The sequence below is a fragment of the Blautia sp. OM06-15AC genome, assembly GCF_003481425.1.
Taxonomy (GTDB): Bacteria; Bacillota; Clostridia; order Lachnospirales; family Lachnospiraceae; genus Fusicatenibacter; species Fusicatenibacter saccharivorans.
In genome coordinates, this window is sequence record NZ_QULD01000014.1 from 40,381 (window position 1) to 57,444 (window position 17,064).

20 protein-coding genes and 1 pseudogene are annotated in these 17,064 nt (G+C 51.1%); 2 read left to right on the forward strand and 19 right to left on the reverse strand.

Features of this window, described 5'->3' with window-relative positions; genetic code table 11:
• Positions 1 to 24: 24 nt before the first annotated feature.
• The 17 genes and pseudogenes from DXB83_RS14595 to DXB83_RS14670 form a co-directional block, all read right to left on the reverse strand.
• Complete coding sequence (locus DXB83_RS14595; RefSeq protein WP_238033485.1) at positions 25 to 744, reverse strand: SpoIIIAH-like family protein; 720 nt, start codon at positions 742 to 744, stop codon at positions 25 to 27.
• A gap of 13 nt (positions 745 to 757) precedes the next feature.
• Positions 758 to 1,327 carry a hypothetical protein gene (locus DXB83_RS14600; protein WP_055228505.1) on the reverse strand — a complete coding sequence of 190 codons (570 nt, stop codon included), beginning with the start codon at positions 1,325 to 1,327 and terminating at the stop codon, positions 758 to 760.
• A gap of 4 nt (positions 1,328 to 1,331) precedes the next feature.
• Positions 1,332 to 1,886, reverse strand: a complete 555-nt coding sequence (locus DXB83_RS14605) for a stage III sporulation protein AF (protein ID WP_022463195.1) — start codon at positions 1,884 to 1,886, stop codon at positions 1,332 to 1,334.
• 26 nt (positions 1,887 to 1,912) lie between these two features.
• Positions 1,913 to 1,969, reverse strand: a pseudogene (locus DXB83_RS17420) (DUF6783 domain-containing protein); the annotation flags it as partial.
• A 23-nt stretch (positions 1,970 to 1,992) separates the two neighbouring features.
• Positions 1,993 to 3,279: a stage III sporulation protein AE gene (locus DXB83_RS14610; RefSeq protein WP_158565909.1), complete on the reverse strand. Its 1,287-nt coding sequence runs from the start codon at positions 3,277 to 3,279 to the stop codon at positions 1,993 to 1,995.
• Positions 3,266 to 3,649, reverse strand: coding sequence for a SpoIIIAC/SpoIIIAD family protein (locus tag DXB83_RS14615; protein WP_055221401.1), 384 nt, complete (start codon positions 3,647 to 3,649; stop codon positions 3,266 to 3,268). Before DXB83_RS14615 ends, DXB83_RS14610 begins: the two co-directional genes overlap by 14 nt.
• Before the next feature lie 29 nt (positions 3,650 to 3,678).
• Positions 3,679 to 3,873, reverse strand: a complete 195-nt coding sequence (gene spoIIIAC, locus DXB83_RS14620; RefSeq protein WP_022463192.1) for a stage III sporulation protein AC — start codon at positions 3,871 to 3,873, stop codon at positions 3,679 to 3,681.
• A gap of 27 nt (positions 3,874 to 3,900) precedes the next feature.
• Positions 3,901 to 4,416, reverse strand: a complete 516-nt coding sequence (locus DXB83_RS14625) for a stage III sporulation protein AB (protein WP_118697788.1) — start codon at positions 4,414 to 4,416, stop codon at positions 3,901 to 3,903.
• Positions 4,416 to 5,423, reverse strand: coding sequence for a stage III sporulation protein AA (gene spoIIIAA, locus DXB83_RS14630; RefSeq protein ID WP_055228503.1), 1,008 nt, complete (start codon positions 5,421 to 5,423; stop codon positions 4,416 to 4,418). The genes DXB83_RS14625 and spoIIIAA overlap by 1 nt, the downstream gene beginning before the upstream one ends.
• A 57-nt stretch (positions 5,424 to 5,480) precedes the next feature.
• Positions 5,481 to 6,032 (reverse strand): 4'-phosphopantetheinyl transferase family protein, encoded by a 552-nt coding sequence (locus DXB83_RS14635; RefSeq protein ID WP_118697789.1) that lies wholly within the window; start codon positions 6,030 to 6,032, stop codon positions 5,481 to 5,483.
• Between the two features lie 82 nt (positions 6,033 to 6,114).
• The gene (locus tag DXB83_RS14640) at positions 6,115 to 6,621 is read right to left on the reverse strand and encodes an SEC-C metal-binding domain-containing protein (RefSeq protein WP_022463188.1); all 507 of its coding nucleotides are present in this window, start codon (positions 6,619 to 6,621) and stop codon (positions 6,115 to 6,117) included.
• 110 nt (positions 6,622 to 6,731) lie between these two features.
• Positions 6,732 to 7,208, reverse strand: a complete 477-nt coding sequence (locus DXB83_RS14645) for an Lrp/AsnC family transcriptional regulator (RefSeq protein WP_055221452.1) — start codon at positions 7,206 to 7,208, stop codon at positions 6,732 to 6,734.
• Positions 7,209 to 7,216: 8 nt separating this feature from the next.
• Positions 7,217 to 8,566, reverse strand: coding sequence for a hemolysin family protein (locus DXB83_RS14650; RefSeq protein WP_022463186.1), 1,350 nt, complete (start codon positions 8,564 to 8,566; stop codon positions 7,217 to 7,219).
• Positions 8,567 to 8,591: 25 nt separating this feature from the next.
• Positions 8,592 to 9,971, reverse strand: a complete 1,380-nt coding sequence (locus DXB83_RS14655) for an aminopeptidase (protein WP_055221450.1) — start codon at positions 9,969 to 9,971, stop codon at positions 8,592 to 8,594.
• Between the two features lie 288 nt (positions 9,972 to 10,259).
• Positions 10,260 to 10,967, reverse strand: coding sequence for a J domain-containing protein (locus DXB83_RS14660; protein WP_022463184.1), 708 nt, complete (start codon positions 10,965 to 10,967; stop codon positions 10,260 to 10,262).
• Positions 10,968 to 10,973: 6 nt separating this feature from the next.
• Positions 10,974 to 11,813: a DUF5685 family protein gene (locus DXB83_RS14665; RefSeq protein WP_022463183.1), complete on the reverse strand. Its 840-nt coding sequence runs from the start codon at positions 11,811 to 11,813 to the stop codon at positions 10,974 to 10,976.
• Positions 11,814 to 11,834: 21 nt separating this feature from the next.
• The gene (locus DXB83_RS14670) at positions 11,835 to 12,236 is read right to left on the reverse strand and encodes a hypothetical protein (RefSeq protein ID WP_022463182.1); all 402 of its coding nucleotides are present in this window, start codon (positions 12,234 to 12,236) and stop codon (positions 11,835 to 11,837) included.
• A gap of 237 nt (positions 12,237 to 12,473) precedes the next feature.
• Here DXB83_RS14670 and DXB83_RS14675 point away from each other — a divergent pair, with 237 nt between their 5' ends.
• Both DXB83_RS14675 and DXB83_RS14680 read left to right on the forward strand, forming a co-directional pair.
• On the forward strand, positions 12,474 to 12,710 hold the full coding sequence (locus DXB83_RS14675; RefSeq protein WP_022463181.1) for a hypothetical protein: 237 nt from the start codon (positions 12,474 to 12,476) through the stop codon (positions 12,708 to 12,710).
• Positions 12,707 to 13,309, forward strand: a complete 603-nt coding sequence (locus DXB83_RS14680; protein WP_117814265.1) for an HAD family hydrolase — start codon at positions 12,707 to 12,709, stop codon at positions 13,307 to 13,309. Before DXB83_RS14675 ends, DXB83_RS14680 begins: the two co-directional genes overlap by 4 nt.
• A 48-nt stretch (positions 13,310 to 13,357) precedes the next feature.
• On the opposite strand, the gene DXB83_RS14685 is transcribed toward DXB83_RS14680, so the two are convergent.
• A complete protein-coding gene (locus DXB83_RS14685; protein WP_118697801.1) occupies positions 13,358 to 15,895 on the reverse strand; it encodes a transglutaminase domain-containing protein in 2,538 nt (845 codons plus the stop codon).
• Positions 15,896 to 16,048: 153 nt separating this feature from the next.
• Positions 16,049 to 17,062, reverse strand: a complete 1,014-nt coding sequence (locus DXB83_RS14690; protein ID WP_118697790.1) for a glycoside hydrolase family 18 protein — start codon at positions 17,060 to 17,062, stop codon at positions 16,049 to 16,051.
• Positions 17,063 to 17,064: the final 2 nt, after the last annotated feature.

Genomic DNA, 17,064 nt, shown 5'->3' on the forward strand with positions numbered 1-17,064 from the left:
GATTTTTTACGTGGATATCAAAATTTACTGAGCACTCTCCTCTGCGGCTGTGTCGGCGGCGGAGCTCATGGGGGTGATGACGATGTTTTCTACGCCGATTCCGGTTTTGCGGGTTACGATGTCTTCGATCTGGGCACGCTGTTCCTCGGTTACTTCTTTCATCGGAACGACGATGTCGGCGGTTTCGCCGGTCAGGTTTACAACGACGTCGGTGAAGCCTTTGGCTTCGAGGAGGAGTTCAGTTGCTGACTCTTTTTCTACGAGTTCCGTCATTTCCACCATGCTCTGGACAGCGCTCTGGCGCTCGGTTTCGGAGAGGTTGGTGTTGTTGATGATTTCATTTAAGGTGTCTTTGTTCTGGGAACGGATCTGTTCGCGGTCGATTCTGGCCTGGGCCATGTATGTAGATGCCCCGGCAAGGACTGCCTCTCCCGGCGTTTCGGTGACGGTCCGCGACGAGTCCCCTGCTGTGCCGGCATCCACCTCGTCGGTGATGTCGGTGTCCAGGCTGGAGATGTCTTTTAAAACGGTGCTGGCATCCGCCGTGGTTCCGTCTGCCTTCTCCTTCGTGGACAGGGTACTGTCAGCATAGTTGATGTATCCGGCGACGGCAATCATGATCGCAAGGGCGGTGATGATGACCTGATTTTTCCGGAATTTTTTCTTTTTCCCGGCCGTCTTTTTCGGCGATGGTGTCTCTGCCATTTTCTCAGGTGCATTCATTTCCTGTTCTAATTTTTCCACGCATTTGACTCCTTTACTTCATTTTGACTACTTTAATCTTATTTGCGCCCACCTGAAATAATGCCATCACGGCCTCCTGAATCTCCTGTATCGTCACCGGGTTTCCCCCGCCTTCTGCGATAACGAGCACGCCGCGCACCGCCGGGTACTCCTCGGAAACCACATACGGTGTCTCGGCTCCGTTCTGTGTCTTTTCATAGACAGTTGCCTCATCCTGCGACGAGGATGTAACGCTTCCGGTCTCCTCTCCCTTCTTGTTTTCCTCCGTTGTGCTCCGCGTTGGGACATCTTTTTCCACAATCTTTTTTCCTGTGGATTCCAGCGTCACCACGACGTGCACTGCGCCCACACCGTCCATCTGGGAAAGTGCGTCACAAAGGCGCTGTTCCATCTCCTCCTGCACCGAAAGTCCCGCATCCCCCGCCGGACGCGCAGCCGTCTCCTGCGGCTGTTCTGTCTCCTCACTGGTCTTTTTTGTTCCCGTCGGCAGCAACAGGACAACGCCGATTGCCGCCAGCAGGAAGTACAGCATCCACTGCTCCTTTTTCTGTTTCCGGAAAAACGCCGCTGCCTTTTCCCTCATAGGCCTATTCCGAAATCTCTACCATAATATGCGCCGGATCGGTTCCGTAGACCTCACTTAAAACACTTTTGATCTCTGTCAGCTTTTCATCGAGCATTTCCCGCTGTTTTTTCTGTTCTTCGCGGTAAATGCTCGTCTGCCGCATCGGCGCTTCAATGCGGATCTCTTTTGCCTCACCGGTGTTTCCCGGCTCCAGCGTTACCGAAACGGCTGCCCCCGGAATGCCGCTCTCTGACAGATACATCCGGATCTGGCGCTCCGTCTCTTTTTCCCAGGCGCCCACGTAATACTGTTTTTCAAAGCTTTCTGCACGAATCTGTACATTTTCCATTGCTGCTGCCTCCTCTTCCAGCGTCAGACGGTCGAGCGTCTGCGCCATTTTCTGCTCCAAACCTCCCGCTTTTAGCACGGGCTGAAAAAAAATCAGTACCATCACAATTCCAAGAAAAAACTGAACCGGCTTCTTGTCCTCCTTCTCCGGGATCAGGTTCAGCACAGTTGTCATAAAAATCAGAAAAATTGAAATATTCTTAAGCCACTGCAGAATCTCTTCTACCATGCCGCCTCCCGCCGCTGCCTGCCCAACTACATGCTAGAGCATGTCTGAAAAATCATTTCCGCAATCTGCAAGCCCCAGTTTGCGAAAAGCCTTTTTCAGACACGCTCTAGGAAAAAGTTCCCGCCAGGATTGCAATCGTCAGCAGAAACAGGACTTCTACGGTCAGAAGGAGACGCAGAAGCATCGCATATCCTTTTCCTGCCGCCGCAAGACATCCCGCGATCCGCTTGTCCGAGACGGGCTGCGCCGCCGCGGCGAGAAGGCGGAAGGAAAGACCCGAAACGAGAAGCTGAACGGCGGGGACCATGCCTGCTGCGAGCAGTACCAGCATTGCCGTCACGCCAAAGCAGTTGCGGATCAGCACTGCGGAGCCTGCCACCAACTCGGTTACAGCATTCACCGCATTTCCGATGCCGGGAATCATTCCGGCAGTCCGCCAGAGTGCCATCTGCCGCAGGGAATCGAGCGCCGGTGCGATCAGATTCCGGATCATCTGCATTCCCACAAGTACGCCGAGCGACGATTTTAAAAGGCCGTTCACGCAGGTTTCCAGCAGCTCTGTCATATGGGACAAAATCTCCTCGCCGGAAAGATCGTTTACAAGGGCGATGAGCAGATAGATATGGATCATCGGGAGGACGAGGGCGAGCAGAAGCTTTTCGACAGCCAGAATCACTAGAAGGAGCATCTGATAAAACATCACGGCTGATGATGCACCACCGGCGGCCGCGGCCGCCAGATAGTAGGATGGCGTCAGGATCCGCATAAAAGCGACCAGCGATGTGATGACAGCTTTCAGGTTTTCCCCGCTCGACTGGAAATTTTTCAGAATCAGTGCAAGCGCAAGCAGATAGACCATATAAAAACTGGCGTCCCTGACCTGTTTTCCTTCAAAGAGAGAGGAAAAACTGCCGAGCACCGCGCCTGCCAGAACGAGGAGAAACAGCTCCTTCATCAGCCCCTTCTGCGCAAGGAATGCTGTTTTGGCACAGGAGAGAACGGCATTTCCGGCACGGAAAATGCGGAAGGGATCGCCATCCTGCAAAAGAGAACGCACCGTACCGGCAAAAGAAAACTGCTGGCTGGACAGCAGGCTGTCCACTTCCTGCTGGATTGCATCGAAGTCGAGTTCTGCAAGAAGTTCGTCCTGCGCTGCTGCTGCCTGATCCGTTTCGGTATCCCCCGCTTCTTTCTCCTGCTGTCCTTTCTTTTCTCTGACCGCCGCACGCTCCGTCTCCTGATCTGTTCCTACGGTGTCCAAACGTGATTCTTCTTCCAGGCTCTCCGGCACGTTTTGTACCGCTGCTTCGATTTTCTGCGTTCTTCCCGTTCCGAAAATGAGACACAGAAAAAGCAGCGCCATGCCCCATCCGGCTTTTTTACAGAAAATCATGAACCGTTTCCAGCAGAGCGAGCAGCACTGGCATACTGACGGCAAGGACCGCCAGGCGGGCGAACAGTTCAATCTGCCCTGCAATGGAAGAATAGCCCGCATCTTTACAGATCCCGGCGGAAAACTGCCCCACATACGTGATCCCAAGCATTTTCAGCAGCGTATTCAGATACGATGAGTCCACCGGGAGATACGATTTCATTTGTGCGAGCATGCCGAGCAGATACTGCATTTTTCCGACGGTCCCGGCAAGAATGCAGAGGCCGGCACCGACCGTCACAAGAAGGGCAAATTCCGGCTTTGCTCCCTTTACTGTGATTCCAAGCAGCACGCCCGCCGTGCCAAGCGCAGCGATCCGAAGTATATCCATATGATCCCCTCCGTTTTTTCTCCCTGCTCTTAAATTGTAAACAGTTGTTTGATGTCCTCAAACAGCGCGGAAATATAGGGAAGAATCCAGAACAGCACCAGCACAAGACCGGCAAGGCTTGCAAGAAATGCCTGTTCTTCCCGGCCGCTGTGTTTTAATACCTGGCACAGGACCGATACCAGAATCCCGACTGCCCCGATTTTAAATAGAATCCCGACCTCCACGCCTGCTCCTCCGTTTTCAGACACGCCCTAAACCAGAATCAAAAATAAAAAAAGGCCTCCCATGATTCCAAGACTCTGACAGAGCCTCTTCCTTTCCGGCAATCCTTTCTGCAGTTCCGCGATCCGCTGCACAAGGCGTGCCTCATACCGGTCCAGATTCGCCTTCTGCATGGCGCGGTCCCCGGTGCCAAGGCTGCATCCGGCCTCCTGCAGCTCTTCTTTTTCTTCTTTTGTAAGGCGTGTGTCCGCCAGGTGGACTGCCGTATTCTCTTCCAGAATCGCCGGCAGTGTCTTTCCGTCCGGGCGGCGCATATCCTCGGAAATATCCTGTAAAAAATCCCGGTACGGATCCCGCATCCGCTTTCCCGTCTCCCAGAACGCATCCGGCAGCGGGGAAGCCGCCGTCACAATCTCTCCACGCAGATACTGGATAATTTTCTGCAGTGTTTCCAGATCTTTCACATGGGCCGACAGCGCCGCACTCTTTGCAAAGCCGATCCCGACGCAGGCAAGAGAAGCCGCCAGTAAAACTGCAAGCCGCATCACAGAAACGCCTCCCTTCGGTACAGTGTCGTTCCTCTTCCGTCAAAAATAGCCTGTACGCTTCCGGCGTGGGGTTTCGCATCCAGCACGATGTACCGCTCGAAAACGTGGGATTCCACGAGGCGGTTCAGGAGAGGCTTCTGCTTCATATCCTCCATGGAATTGCCATGCACGGTCGCGAGCAGCTTGCACCCGCAGTTAACGACGGACTCGATCGCACGGATGTCCTCGCCCGTTCCGATCTCATCGACTGCCACCACATCGGGCGACATGGCGCGGATCAGCATCATCATGCCCTCCGCCTTCGGACAGCAGTCGAGCACATCGGTGCGGATACCGACATCATTCTGCGCAACGCCGAGATAGCAGCCTGCGATCTCGCTCCGTTCATCGACCACACCGACGGTCAGCCCCGGATACGGCGACTCCCCGTCCGAAATCTGGCGGATGATATCGCGCAGCATCGTCGTTTTGCCGCAGCCGGGTGCGGAGACAATCAGGGTGTGCAGGAAACGGCCGTCTTCCCAAAGGTACGGCATCACTCGGTCCGCGCAGCCCTTTTTCTCATGAGCAACCCGCACGTTGATGCAGGATATATGGCTGATGCCTTTCACCTTTTCCCCTTCGATTACCGTCTTTCCGGCAATGCCGATCCGGTGGCCGCCCTCAACGGTCAGAAAACCCTGCCGCAGTTCATCCTCGTAGGCGTAGAGGGAAAAACTTCCTATGTAATCCATCGTATCGCGGATATCCGTCGGTGAGACGGGATAACCTTTCTCCCACTCCCCGGTCAGTGCTCCGTCCGGGGTCAGAAAGTACTCCTGATCCTTTGCGACCACCAGAAGCGGCGCGCCGGTCCGCAGACGGATTTCCTGCAGGTCATCGGCCAGCAGATCTGTGTTTTTCAGAATTTTCCGTATATTCGCAGAAAACAGGCGCAAAAGTTCCCTTTGCTCCTGTTTTTTCTCTGGCGTAACAATATCCTTTTGTCTTCCTGTCCTTTTCATCTTCACCACCTCTTATCGTTATATATATGAGATGGCGGGACAGGTTATGCACGATTTTTATGGTTCTATTCTTTTCATGCAGATTTTCACGGGCTCCGCTGCCCAGACGGCGCCTTCATATCCTTTCTCCGGACTGAAATGCATGCAGAAGCCCTCTTTCTTTTCCGTTCCAAGAGAACCCGAAAGACCGGTTCCCCTCCACTTGCCGTAGCTCTCCTCTTCGGTCCAGATCCGGAAAAACAGCGTTTCAGCATTCTCCGCTGCGGCAAGGCGTTTCTGGTCTTCGTCGGAAAAATACCGTTCTGCCATGCGCTCCCAGGCAGCGCGGCGGTGCTGCTGCAGATCCATGCCGATCGGAATGGAAGCAAAAGCGCAGGCAGCGTATTCCCCCGAATGAGAAATATTAAAACAGATCTGCGGATGCCCTGGCAGGTACGGTTTTCCGTGCGCATTCCGTTCGATCGTTATCTTTTCTCCATCCAGCTCATACTGTTCCTGCATTCCCATCCGGAACAGCTCCCATCCGCACTGCGAGAGTTCCCGTTCCAGCTCTTTTTTTTCGCCCTCCGGCTGTGTAATTTTTTTCAGATAAACTACCGTCTCCTGCATCCTGCTTCTCCCTCTTCATAGAAAAAGAGACCGCGAAGCCTTTCAACTTTCGGCTCCCCGGTCTCTTCTCGAAAATTCTTTCTTATGCGTTTTTACCGCAGCAGTATTTGTATTTCTTTCCGCTTCCGCACGGGCATGGATCGTTTCTTCCGATTTTTTTGCCTTTGATTACAGTGCCGGATTTTTTCTGCTCCATGTAAAGCGTTTTCTTCTGCTCTTCTGTGAAGATCTCATCCCACATCGGCAGGTTGTACAGCCAGTCTGCTTTTGCGTCTACCATGTTTTTGTACAGAAGCTCTTTATCGTAAGCCAGTGTAACAACGGTATCCTCTTCCATCTCCTCGATCGGGTTCGGGATCACAAGGCTGTCGTTGATGCCGTCCAGGAAACCAACCATGGTCATAACGTCCACTTTGTATTTCTCTGCCAGCTCTTTTACGGTTCCTTTTACCACTTCATCCGGGTTGGAAAGAAGCTGCTCGTAAATGTTTTTCTCAATCAGGAAATAATTGGTCCAGAACTGCTGGAGCTGTCTTTTGTCTGCTTCCTGATTATAGGCGATATCACGCCAATTCTGTAATAAACTCATGTTATTATCCATCCTTTATCTGTTTCTCTGAGCGCGTTTTTTCGCGCCGTCCCCTAGCGGGATTCCGGTTTTTGTAACACGCTTTAGTATATCGGAAAGTCCGCAGAAAATCAACCTTTTTCTTCTTCCTGCTCCAGAATCGGGATTCTGGTATCGCCGAGCGGAATTCCTCTGTGTTCCACCGATGTAGAGAACACGATCTGCGTCTTCGTTCTTCCAAAATGCTGAAGCTGGCCAATAAACTGATCCAGCTCAGATGTCGTGTGGAACACAACCTCCATCAGCATCGAATAGTCGCCGGTCACGCAGTTGCACTCGATCACATTCGGGCAGTCAGTGATGTACGGATAGAATTCCTTTTTCCGCACCGGCTCAACCTCCAGATTGATGAATGCCTTGATCCGATAGTCGAAAACCTCCGGGTTCACACTCGCACGGTAGCCGGTGATCACCCCGTCCTTTTCCAGGCGGTCGATTCTCGCCGAAACCGTCGGCGAAGTGAGACTTACCTTGTCTGCAATACTTTTGAGCGGAAGCCTTGCATCTTCCTGCAGCAGTTCCACAATTTTCCGGTCTGCTGTATCCAGTTCACGTTTCATTCCCTCTCCTTACGTTCCTCCTGCTCTCCTTTTTCTTTCGGAGGCAGTTTCTTTACCACCGTATTTTCCACGCGGTGTTCTTTGACCCGCATGACCTTGATCCAGAGATCGTCGGTCTCGAGTTCAAACTGGCTGCCGTCATCCGGAACCGCACCGAGTTCGCCGAAAATGTAGCCGCCGAACGTTTCATATTCATCGACCGGCAGTTTGATCTTCAGTTCCTCCGCCACATCATCCAACGAGGCACTTCCCATGATTTTCCAGGTGTCTGTGGAAATCAGCTCAATTTCCGATGGCTGCCCGATCTCCGCCTCATCATTCAAGTCCCCGACAAGCTGCTCGATCAGGTTACGCACGGTGATAATTCCATCCATGCCGCCGTACTCATCCAGAACCACGGCAAAATAGTTGCCGGTCTTTTTCATGTTCTGGAACAGCGTGGCAGCCTTGATGTTTTCAGGAACAAAATAAGGCTGTTTGATTGCTTCTTTCATGACATGATCGCGGTCCTTGGTGCGAAGCCGGAAATAATCCTTGGCGTCCAGAACGCCGATGATATCGTCCACATTTTCACCACAGACCGGGTAATAAGAATGGCGGCTTTCATGGATCAGCTGCTCCCACTCCTCCATCGAGTCTTCCAGCCACAGAAGATCTACATCGGTTCTGTGGACGCAGATTTCATCAATGGTCAGATCATCAAACTCAAATACGTTCTGAATCATATCTTTTTCTTCATTGTCGATCGCGCCTTTTTCGCTGCCGGCATCTACCATCATTCGGATTTCTTCCTCCGTCACCTGATCGTCGTCCTCATCCGGATCGATCCCCAGAAGGCGCAGGATACCGTTTGTCGATGCAGTCAACAGCCACACAAGCGGTGCAAACACTTTCGAAGCACCGCTTACAAGACCGGAAATCCCGAGCGCAATCTGCTCAGCCTTCTGCATTGCAATCCTTTTCGGCACCAGTTCGCCAAAGATCAGGGTGATATAAGATAAAAGCAGCGTAATCAGCACAACGGCAATCGCATCCAGTGTCTTTTCCGGAATCTTCATACCCGCGTCCACAAGAGCGGAAACGATTCGATCCGAAAAATTTTCTGCTGCAAAGGCACTTCCAAGAAAACCGGACAGAGTGATGACCACCTGTATCGTTGCAAGAAAACGGGATGGCTGTTCCGTCAGATGAAACAGCTTCGCCGCTCTTTTGTTTCCCTCCTGTGCCATTTTTTCCAGTTTAGCGTCGTTGCAGGAGACCACAGCGATCTCCGCGCAGGCAAATACCGCATTGACCGCTATCAATACGACCTGCAAAAGAATACTGCCGACTATGTCACTGTCCAAACGTTTCAAACCTCCTCAATATTATTTATGCATTTTTCAAAAATGCCACATAGGCCTTCTTGGCCTCGTAAACATCTGCTTTGCTGGTTACTTCCCATGGAGCATGCATGCTGAGAACCGGTACACCGGAGTCAATCACTTCCATACCGTACAGAGACATGATGTAGGCGATGGTTCCGCCGCCTCCGACATCAACTTTACCAAGTTCTGCTGTCTGCCAATTTACTTTTGCATCATCAAAGATAGCGCGAAGAGCTCCGACGTACTCTGCATTGGCATCGTTTGAGCCGCTCTTTCCGCCTGCTCCTGTAAATTTGTTAATTACGATACCTTTTCCGAAAAATGCAGCGTTTTTCTTCTCAAATGCTGCTGCATACAACGGATCAAACGCTGCACTTACATCGGAAGAAAGCATTCTGGAAGAAGCCAGACATCTCCGAAGTGCAAGCTCCGTTCCCTCACCTGCAAGTGCAAGCAGCTCTGCCATGGTGTTTTCGAAGAAATGAGACTGCATGCCGGTTGCTCCGACGCTTCCGATCTCCTCTTTGTCTACGAGCAGGCAGCAGGATGTCTTCTCCGGTGCTTCCACCTCGAGCATTGCGACAAGAGAAGTGTATGCGCATACACGGTCATCCTGGCCGTATGCAAGAATCATGCTGGCATCCATACCAAGCTCACGCGCTTTTCCTGCCGGTACAATTTCAAGCTCTGCGGAGAGGAAATCCTCTTCTTCGATGCCATACTTGTCGTTTAAGAGCTTTAAGGTCATGGCTTTCACTGCATCTTTCTCTGTTCCTTCCAGCGGCTGGCTTCCGATCAGAAGATCGAGGTTCTCGCCCTCTACTACCGTACTTGCCGGTTTGGTCTGCTGCTCTCTGGAAAGGTGAATCAGAAGATCTGTCACACAGAATACCGGATCGTTATCATCCTCGCCGATGACTACATCCACTACTTCGCCATCCTTCTTGGCTACAACACCGTGGATTGCAAGCGGAAGCGTTACCCACTGCCATTTTTTGATACCACCGTAATAATGGGTATCAAGATATGTAAATCCGTTGTCCTCATACAGTGGATTCTGTTTTACGTCAAGACGCGGAGAATCGATGTGCGCACCGAGAATATTCATACCCTCTGTCAGAGGCTTTGTTCCGATCTGGAACAGGGCAATGGCCTTCTTCATGCATACAGCATAAACCTTGTCACCCGGTTTTAACGCACGATTTTCTTTTACATAGGTGTCGAGGCTTACGTATCCGGCCTCTTCTGCCTGACGTACACTTTCCTTTACACACTCACGCTCCGTTTTTCCGTGATCCAGGAATGCGCGGTAGCCGGCGTTTAATTTTTCCAGCTTTTTCATATCTTTTTTCTTGTACTCATTCCATGCTGTTTTTCGTTCCATAGCTTTTCTCTCTTTCTGTTTTCTTTCTATGATCCGTTCGTATTTTTTTGCTCCGGTCATAATTGCGATCTCTTTCATTATAATCTGTTTTGATGGGAAAAACAAGGACTTTCGGCTGTTAGAAAAAAGCCCCACAGCGAACCGTTTTTTGGGTTGCAGCGGGGCTTTTAAGGGGAGGATAAGTATTTCCTTATTTTTCTTTTGTATCATCGAACAGGGGAATTTCGATGACACTGTTATTCTCCCCTGAATGTTCACTTTTATACATTTCTTGTAATTATTTTTTGATCAACAGCAGAAAAATCCTCTTCCGCCGCAGCAACAGCAATTGCAGATGGCATTGATTGCCATACATTCACAGCACCATTTTCCGAGATCACCTGCACTTCTCTCGTAGCCATAGCCGCTTCCCATGTCGGAATACCACTGGCCGCTGCCCCGGAGTTGGCTTAAAAGCTGCTGGTACTGCAGATTCTGCGGTTCTAATTTGACTGCCATCTCGGCATCCTGCACGGCATTGATGTTGTTGCCGAGGCGCGAATTTGCGATCGCATGCAGGAAATACCATTTTCCGCTGCGGTCGGAAATGTCGTTCAGCACGTTCATCGCCTCGCGGAAGTGGCCGCTGTTGATGTAGTTGGCTGCCGCCTGCAGCCGCATTTCCTGCTCGGAATTTCCATAATCATTCCGTGCGGAGCCGCCGTTTCCGTACGCGCCGCCGAATGGGTCGAAGCCGCCGAACGGGCCATAGCCGCCGTAAGCATCTCCGCCATACGACGAACCTCCGCTCTGGTACGAGGTGCCGTGCTCGCGTTCATCCATGATCTGTTTGTACGCCTGCTGCACCTGTTTGAATTTTTCTTCTGCTTCTGCTTTATTCGGATTATTGATATTGGCATCCGGGTGATACGTCCGGCTGAGTTTTCGGTATGCTTTTTTGATTTCATCGTCCGAAGCCCCGCGGGACACGCCCAGCACCTCATATGGATCTGTCATCAGTCTTTATTTCTCCTCTTTTTGGCGCTCTTTTGCGCTTTTTCGCATTTCGTATTTTTCCCAGATACCAGCATACAATATATTTCGCAGAATGTCTACATTTTCCAGGATCGGAAGTTTTTCAAATGCACGCGACGCTTCCGCCGTCATCATCAGCAGGATTTTTTCTGCGGTTTCCTCGAAGTCCGGCTGATCTGCGATGGACAGAAACGGGTTGTAGTTTCCGCTCTTTTTATCTTTTTCCACGTCATCAAGCGCATCCATCAGGTAAATGAATTTTCCGATGTAAAAGCCGACCTGGCGCAGATCATCGCTCCAGATGTCCTCCTCCGGAATATAGATCTCCGCCATCACCTCTCCGGTATAGCCCGCCGCAAGATCGAGGTCTGGATTGTTTTCCTTCTCGCATGCATGCAGCTTTTCGAGGTAATCCTGCACTGCTTTCGTCTGGCGCGGATACGATGCCTCGATGCGTGTCACAGATTTTTTCAAAGCCTTTGCCACTGTAAACGCCGCGTAGTTTTTCTCGTCCTCCCAGTCATCCAGCAGATTGTAATAGGCGAGCAGCACGTTCATGTCTGCGCAGTATTTTGTGTATTTGTTCCGCAGGCATTTATGTTTTTTGCCGGGATGAAGAAAGCAGTAATGCTCCTCTTCTTTTGTCTCACACTCATAAAGCCCGGTCAGCAGGATGGAAAGAAATGTCATATCAAACGTCAGCATCGCCTGACCCTTTTTTCCATACGCCTCTTTGATATCCTGACACAGACCGCAGTAGTATGCCTGATATTTATTGTAATCTTTGACTTTCAGGTCATCCTTTCGGATGGTCACATAACCAAACATGAATCGCACTGCTCCTTTTTATCAGGTGTTTTTGATGAATTTTGTTCCGCATTTCGGGCAGCGGATCTCGATGTGCCCTTTTCCTTTCGGCACACGCACCTGCTGATGGCAGGACGGGCAGCGGAAGTAGCAGTGCTCTTTATCCTTGAATGCACGGGTTCCGCCTCGGAAGAATCCGACGACGCGGTTTTTCAGTTCCAGGAATTTCTGGTTTTCCGCATACCGTTTGGAATGGTTCTTGGACATGATGCGCACATCCGCCCAGACGATCAGGACGAGTGCCAGGGTGTAGATAAGGGAGCTCCGTACAACCGCCCCGAAAATCATCATGGCAACTGCCGCCCACATCATAAAATTGCCCAGCTGATCGATGCCGTAGCGGCCGTACATCAGGCGGGAAAGTTTTTCTTTCAGTTTATCCATTTTGTTCTCGTTTCTCCTTTTTCAAAGTATATGCCAATACTCTATCCCTTTTGAGGGAAAAAAGCAATCGAAAGCGCCATTAATTTTTTCTAAAGAATCCTTAAATTTTGCAGTGTCGCATTTTTCAAACACGCTCTGTTTTTTCCTGCAGACAGTTTTTCAATTTTTCATGGATGTTTCAAGGAAGCTGTGCTACACTATACCATGTATTTATTTTTTGATTGGAGAATCCCATCTATGAAACGACTCAAACAGATCGGCGCCCTTCTCGCCATCGCGGTCCTGATCGGATTCGGGCTTGGCGCCATGATTTTTGCGTTTATCGACACGCCGTTTGCACACAAGGCGCTGACGGTCTGCCTCTACTGTGCGATTACCGTACCAGTGCTCATCTATGCCATGATGCTGGTTGCCAAGGTTCTGTCGCACCGCGATGAGAACGACAAATCAGACAAAGGAGAAAAACAGTCATGATTGATACCATTATTTTTGATGTAGGCCGCGTACTCGTCAACTGGGACTACGAGTCCTATCTGAAACGCTTTGCTTTCGGTCCGGAAAAGACGAAAGCAATCGCCGCCGCAACCTTCGAAAGCCCTTACTGGCGCCAGTTCGACCGCGGAATTCTCACACCGGCGGAGATTGTAAAAGGATTCTGCTCCCTCGCCCCGGAATACACCGAAGAAATCAAAGAGGTTTTCGCCCACTGCGAGGAAACCATCACCCCGCTGCCGTATGCAGAAAGCTGGGTACGCTCCTTAAAAGAAAAAGGCTACCGCCTCTACATCCTCTCCAACTACTCCGGAGACCTCTTCGAGCGCACCAAAGAGAAAATGCCCTTTCTCCCCTACATGGACGGAACCCTCTTCTCCTACACCTGCCATTTAACAAAACCGGAACCGGAGATCTACCAGTACCTGATCCAGAAATTCTCCCTCACCCCGGACCGCTGCGTATTCCTCGATGACACCAAAGCAAACGTCGAGGCCGCAGAGCAGGCAGGGATTCATGGAATTCATTTTACGGGATATGAAGATGGCGTGGCACAGTTGAAAAAACTGGGCGTTCTTTAAAAAACAGGCTGCCGCATTCATGCGTCAGCCTGTTTTTTTAGTATTAACTTACGCTTTCGCCGCCTCTTCCATCAGCCGCAGCATCAGTCCGACGCTGCCGACGTTATATCCGGCATAAGCGCGTCCGCCGATGTTTCCCGGCAATGCGAGTATCAGCAGTGGGAGTTTTTCTGCGTCGATTCCCATTTTTTCGGCAATCGCCGGGGCGTCGTCGGATGGGTCGAGGTAGAGGGACATGTTGTGGATTGCTGCGCGGGCTTTCTGGAAAGTCGTGTTTTCCAGGTCGGCTTTCGTGCGGAGCACGGCTGCCATGGCAGCGTCTTTTGCGTTCCACTTCTCTGCGATTTCGATCAGCTCATTCAGAACATGCTCGGTCGGCTCCTCTCCGGTTCCGAGGAAGGCCAGAAGGATCGGGCCGTCTTTGGTGAGATCGTTCAGGGTATGCGCCTTTCCATCCAGATCCTCCAGCGTGATCTCCGGCAGTTCGATGTGCTCTAACAGCTCATCCAGCTCTTTTTTCACGGTTTCCAGATAAATCTCTTTTGCTTCTCCCGCCTTCAGTTCAAACACGCGGTATGCGGCATGCTGGTCACCGTTCGGCATACGCATACTTGTAATCAGACGATAGCAGCCCGGCTCCAGGGTCAGAGCCAGTGTTTTGCCATTGAATGCGGTTTCTTCGTAATTCAGCGTCTCAAACACTGTTCCGTTCCACTTTCCGATGGTCCACGTCTGATAATACTTCCATGCGCTTCCATCCTCCGCATTCAGTGTCAGAACCGCACTTTCCGTTTCATCCTTCAAAACAGCAGCTTCTGTTTCCACACTGTGGAATGCCCCATCACGGTAATACTCCGGCTCCAGGGTCACCGGATTCAGTCTTGCCGCTACATTGAGACTCCGGCAGATTGCCACAAACAGAATCTTCTGCGCCAGAGGACTTCCCTGTTTCATCGTAAGGACGCCGACCGGTGTTGCCATGATCGTGTCATACTCTTCTTCTGCATGGAAGGTAATATTCTTCTTAAGATAATCCAGAATCCGTTCCGGCTGCTCCACAAAGCTACGTTTTGTCTCCTCTTCAAAAAATCCGCGGATCATGCTCCGATACGGCGTCAGCTCCTCGAGGAAAATACGCGGGCAAAGAAGATCCTTCCTGAAAATCTCCTCCGGCAGATCCCCCTGCTCGCAGTCGAGATGATCCTCTAAAACGGATGCCTTCAAGTCCTTCGCATCCTTTAAAGCCAGCGAAAACAGCAGCTTCTTCCGGTTCGGATTTTCATCTTTGGAAAGGAATGTATAAACCTCCTCAAAATTCTCTCCTGCCCGGTGGAAAATCTCTTCCGCTTCCGGATACGCAGCAGCCTTTTTCTCATCAAAGCATGCTGCAAACCGTGCCTTCCGAAGCCGTTCCGCCTCTGCCATCCGTGCCGCATTGCGCTCCTTCTGCTCCTTTGTGGCAACGACATTCCGTACCGGCACCTCCTTCGGTGCCCGGATTTCCAGCGTCTGCCACCTGTCATCCGCTTCCGGAACCGCCTCTTCACGAAGCACCAGTTCCAGCGAATCCTCCTCCTCAATCCGCATCATTGCCTCTGCCCGGCGTATTCCGTCAAATGCCCGTACCCGGATATCGCCAAGGCCAAGTGTCATCTGAACTTCTCCGTCCGCATCCGCAATCATCACTGCAGCCGGGAAAAACTCTGCCATATTCAGGATTTCAACCGCAATATGCGCTCCTGCAGCCGGTTTTCCATTCTCATCCTTCACAAGAATCTTCACCAGCTTCGTTCTGCCATAAAAATCTGTATGGTTAAAGTAGTACAGCGCTCCTTCTTTTCCAAGATACTCCTCGTTACTTTCCTTCACATAATCCGAGAAGTTCCGCGTATGAATCAGAATTGCCCGATTCGCCGGACCCGAGAACCAGCCGGTATCCAGCACTTCTTCCGGCTCACAGGCGCCAAGGAAATGCCACTCGCCGTCCACAAACACCTCAACCCATGCATGATTGTCATCACAGTGCGCCCATCTTGGTGTATAGACCTGCCGCGCCGCAATACCGACACTCCGATACGCCGTAACTGCAAACGTTGACTCCTCGCCGCAGCGTCCCTTTCCGCTCCGATACATCGTCATCGGAGATGCCGTTCTGCTGTCCGTCGCCTCATACGTTGCATGCTCCGCACACCAGTAATTAATCTCCAGAATTGCCTCCCAAAGACTCATTCCGGCTACACGCCCCATAATCTGCTCGTAAAAAAACGGTCTGCAGTCCGTAATATCCTCGGAATTGATCCGGTCATACAGCACATAATTTACAAACACATCCTCCGGCAGCTCCTTACACCATGCCACCTTCTCCCGCAGCATCAGCGCATGCTTCACGTACGAAAGAAAAAGATCAAATCCATATTCTCCCGCATCCCTTACCGGCATCGTACCATACAGAAACTTCATCAGCACAGCCTCTTCTTCACTGCACTGTTTCAATTTTTCTTCGATAACAGGCATCACCGGAGCCAGAAGCTCTCTCCGTCCCTCAAATTTTTCCGTTGCATATTTTTTCAAATTTTCTGAGATCATGATTCTATCTATCCCTTTCTCTTTTTTCCTATCCGTCTCCACAACGTACATCCGCCCACCGGCGGCAGACGCCATGCGAAAAAGGATTCCTTGCGATTTTTCAGGAACACCGGAGCGAGGAGCCTTTTCACATACCGGCTGTGGGTCACTACGCTACATATTTTTCTTTATAAATGAAAGTAATTCTCCGCTGGGATCGCATTTATACTCCCAGAACATAATGCCTCCCATACCCTTTTCTTTCAGGTACGCAATTTTCACACCCAGTGACTCGCAGTCCTCATAGCTGATAAATGTCTCCCCGTCAAACAGATACGGAACCTTCGCCTGCTCATCCCAATACCGGATAAATCCCCTCTTTCCGATCCAGCTCTCTTTGAGCTCGCCATAGTCACCGCCATATCCTCCGACCGTCTCTGCTTCCATTCCAAGCCCGTTGCGGCATCCGGCGCCTTTTACTCCATCCCATTTTCTGGAATAAAACGGTACGCCAAGGATCAGCTTCTCCATTGGAACGCCTGCATTTGCAAAACCGTTCACTGCCTTCTCCACACATGCGTCAAACAGGTTTCCCTCACTGTGATACAGCGCCGCATGATGTCCCGTCACCTTCTGGAAACCGCCCTGCAGATCATACGTCATCAGCTGCACATAATCCAGATACCGGGAGGCCTCCTTCATATCTGTCTGCAGTGCAAAGTAAACATCTCCGCCGACTGCTGTCGTTACAAGCATGCCTTCTCTGTACGTGTCCAGTGTCTTCCGAAGCTCCGCCAGAAGCAGCGTATAATTCTCTTTATCCGATCTGTCCGACGCAATTCCTGCCAGTGATGTGCCCGGATACTCCCAGTCAATGTCAATGCCGTCCAGACCATACTCCTTCACAATTGCAAGTGCACTCGCAGCAAACCGCTCTCTTCCCTCTTTTGTTCTTGCAGCCTGGGAAAAGCCGTCTGCTCCCCAGCCGCCTACGGACAATACAATCTTCAGCTCCGGATTGCTTTTCCGAATGGATACTATTCCATCCCGTGCATCCTTTGCATCCCATACAACTTCTCCGTCCCGGATCAGACCAAATGCAATATTGATCACGGTAAGTGCCCGCACATCCTCTTCTCGCATATGATTTAAGTCCGCCGTATTTACATAGCCAATTATTCTCTTCATCT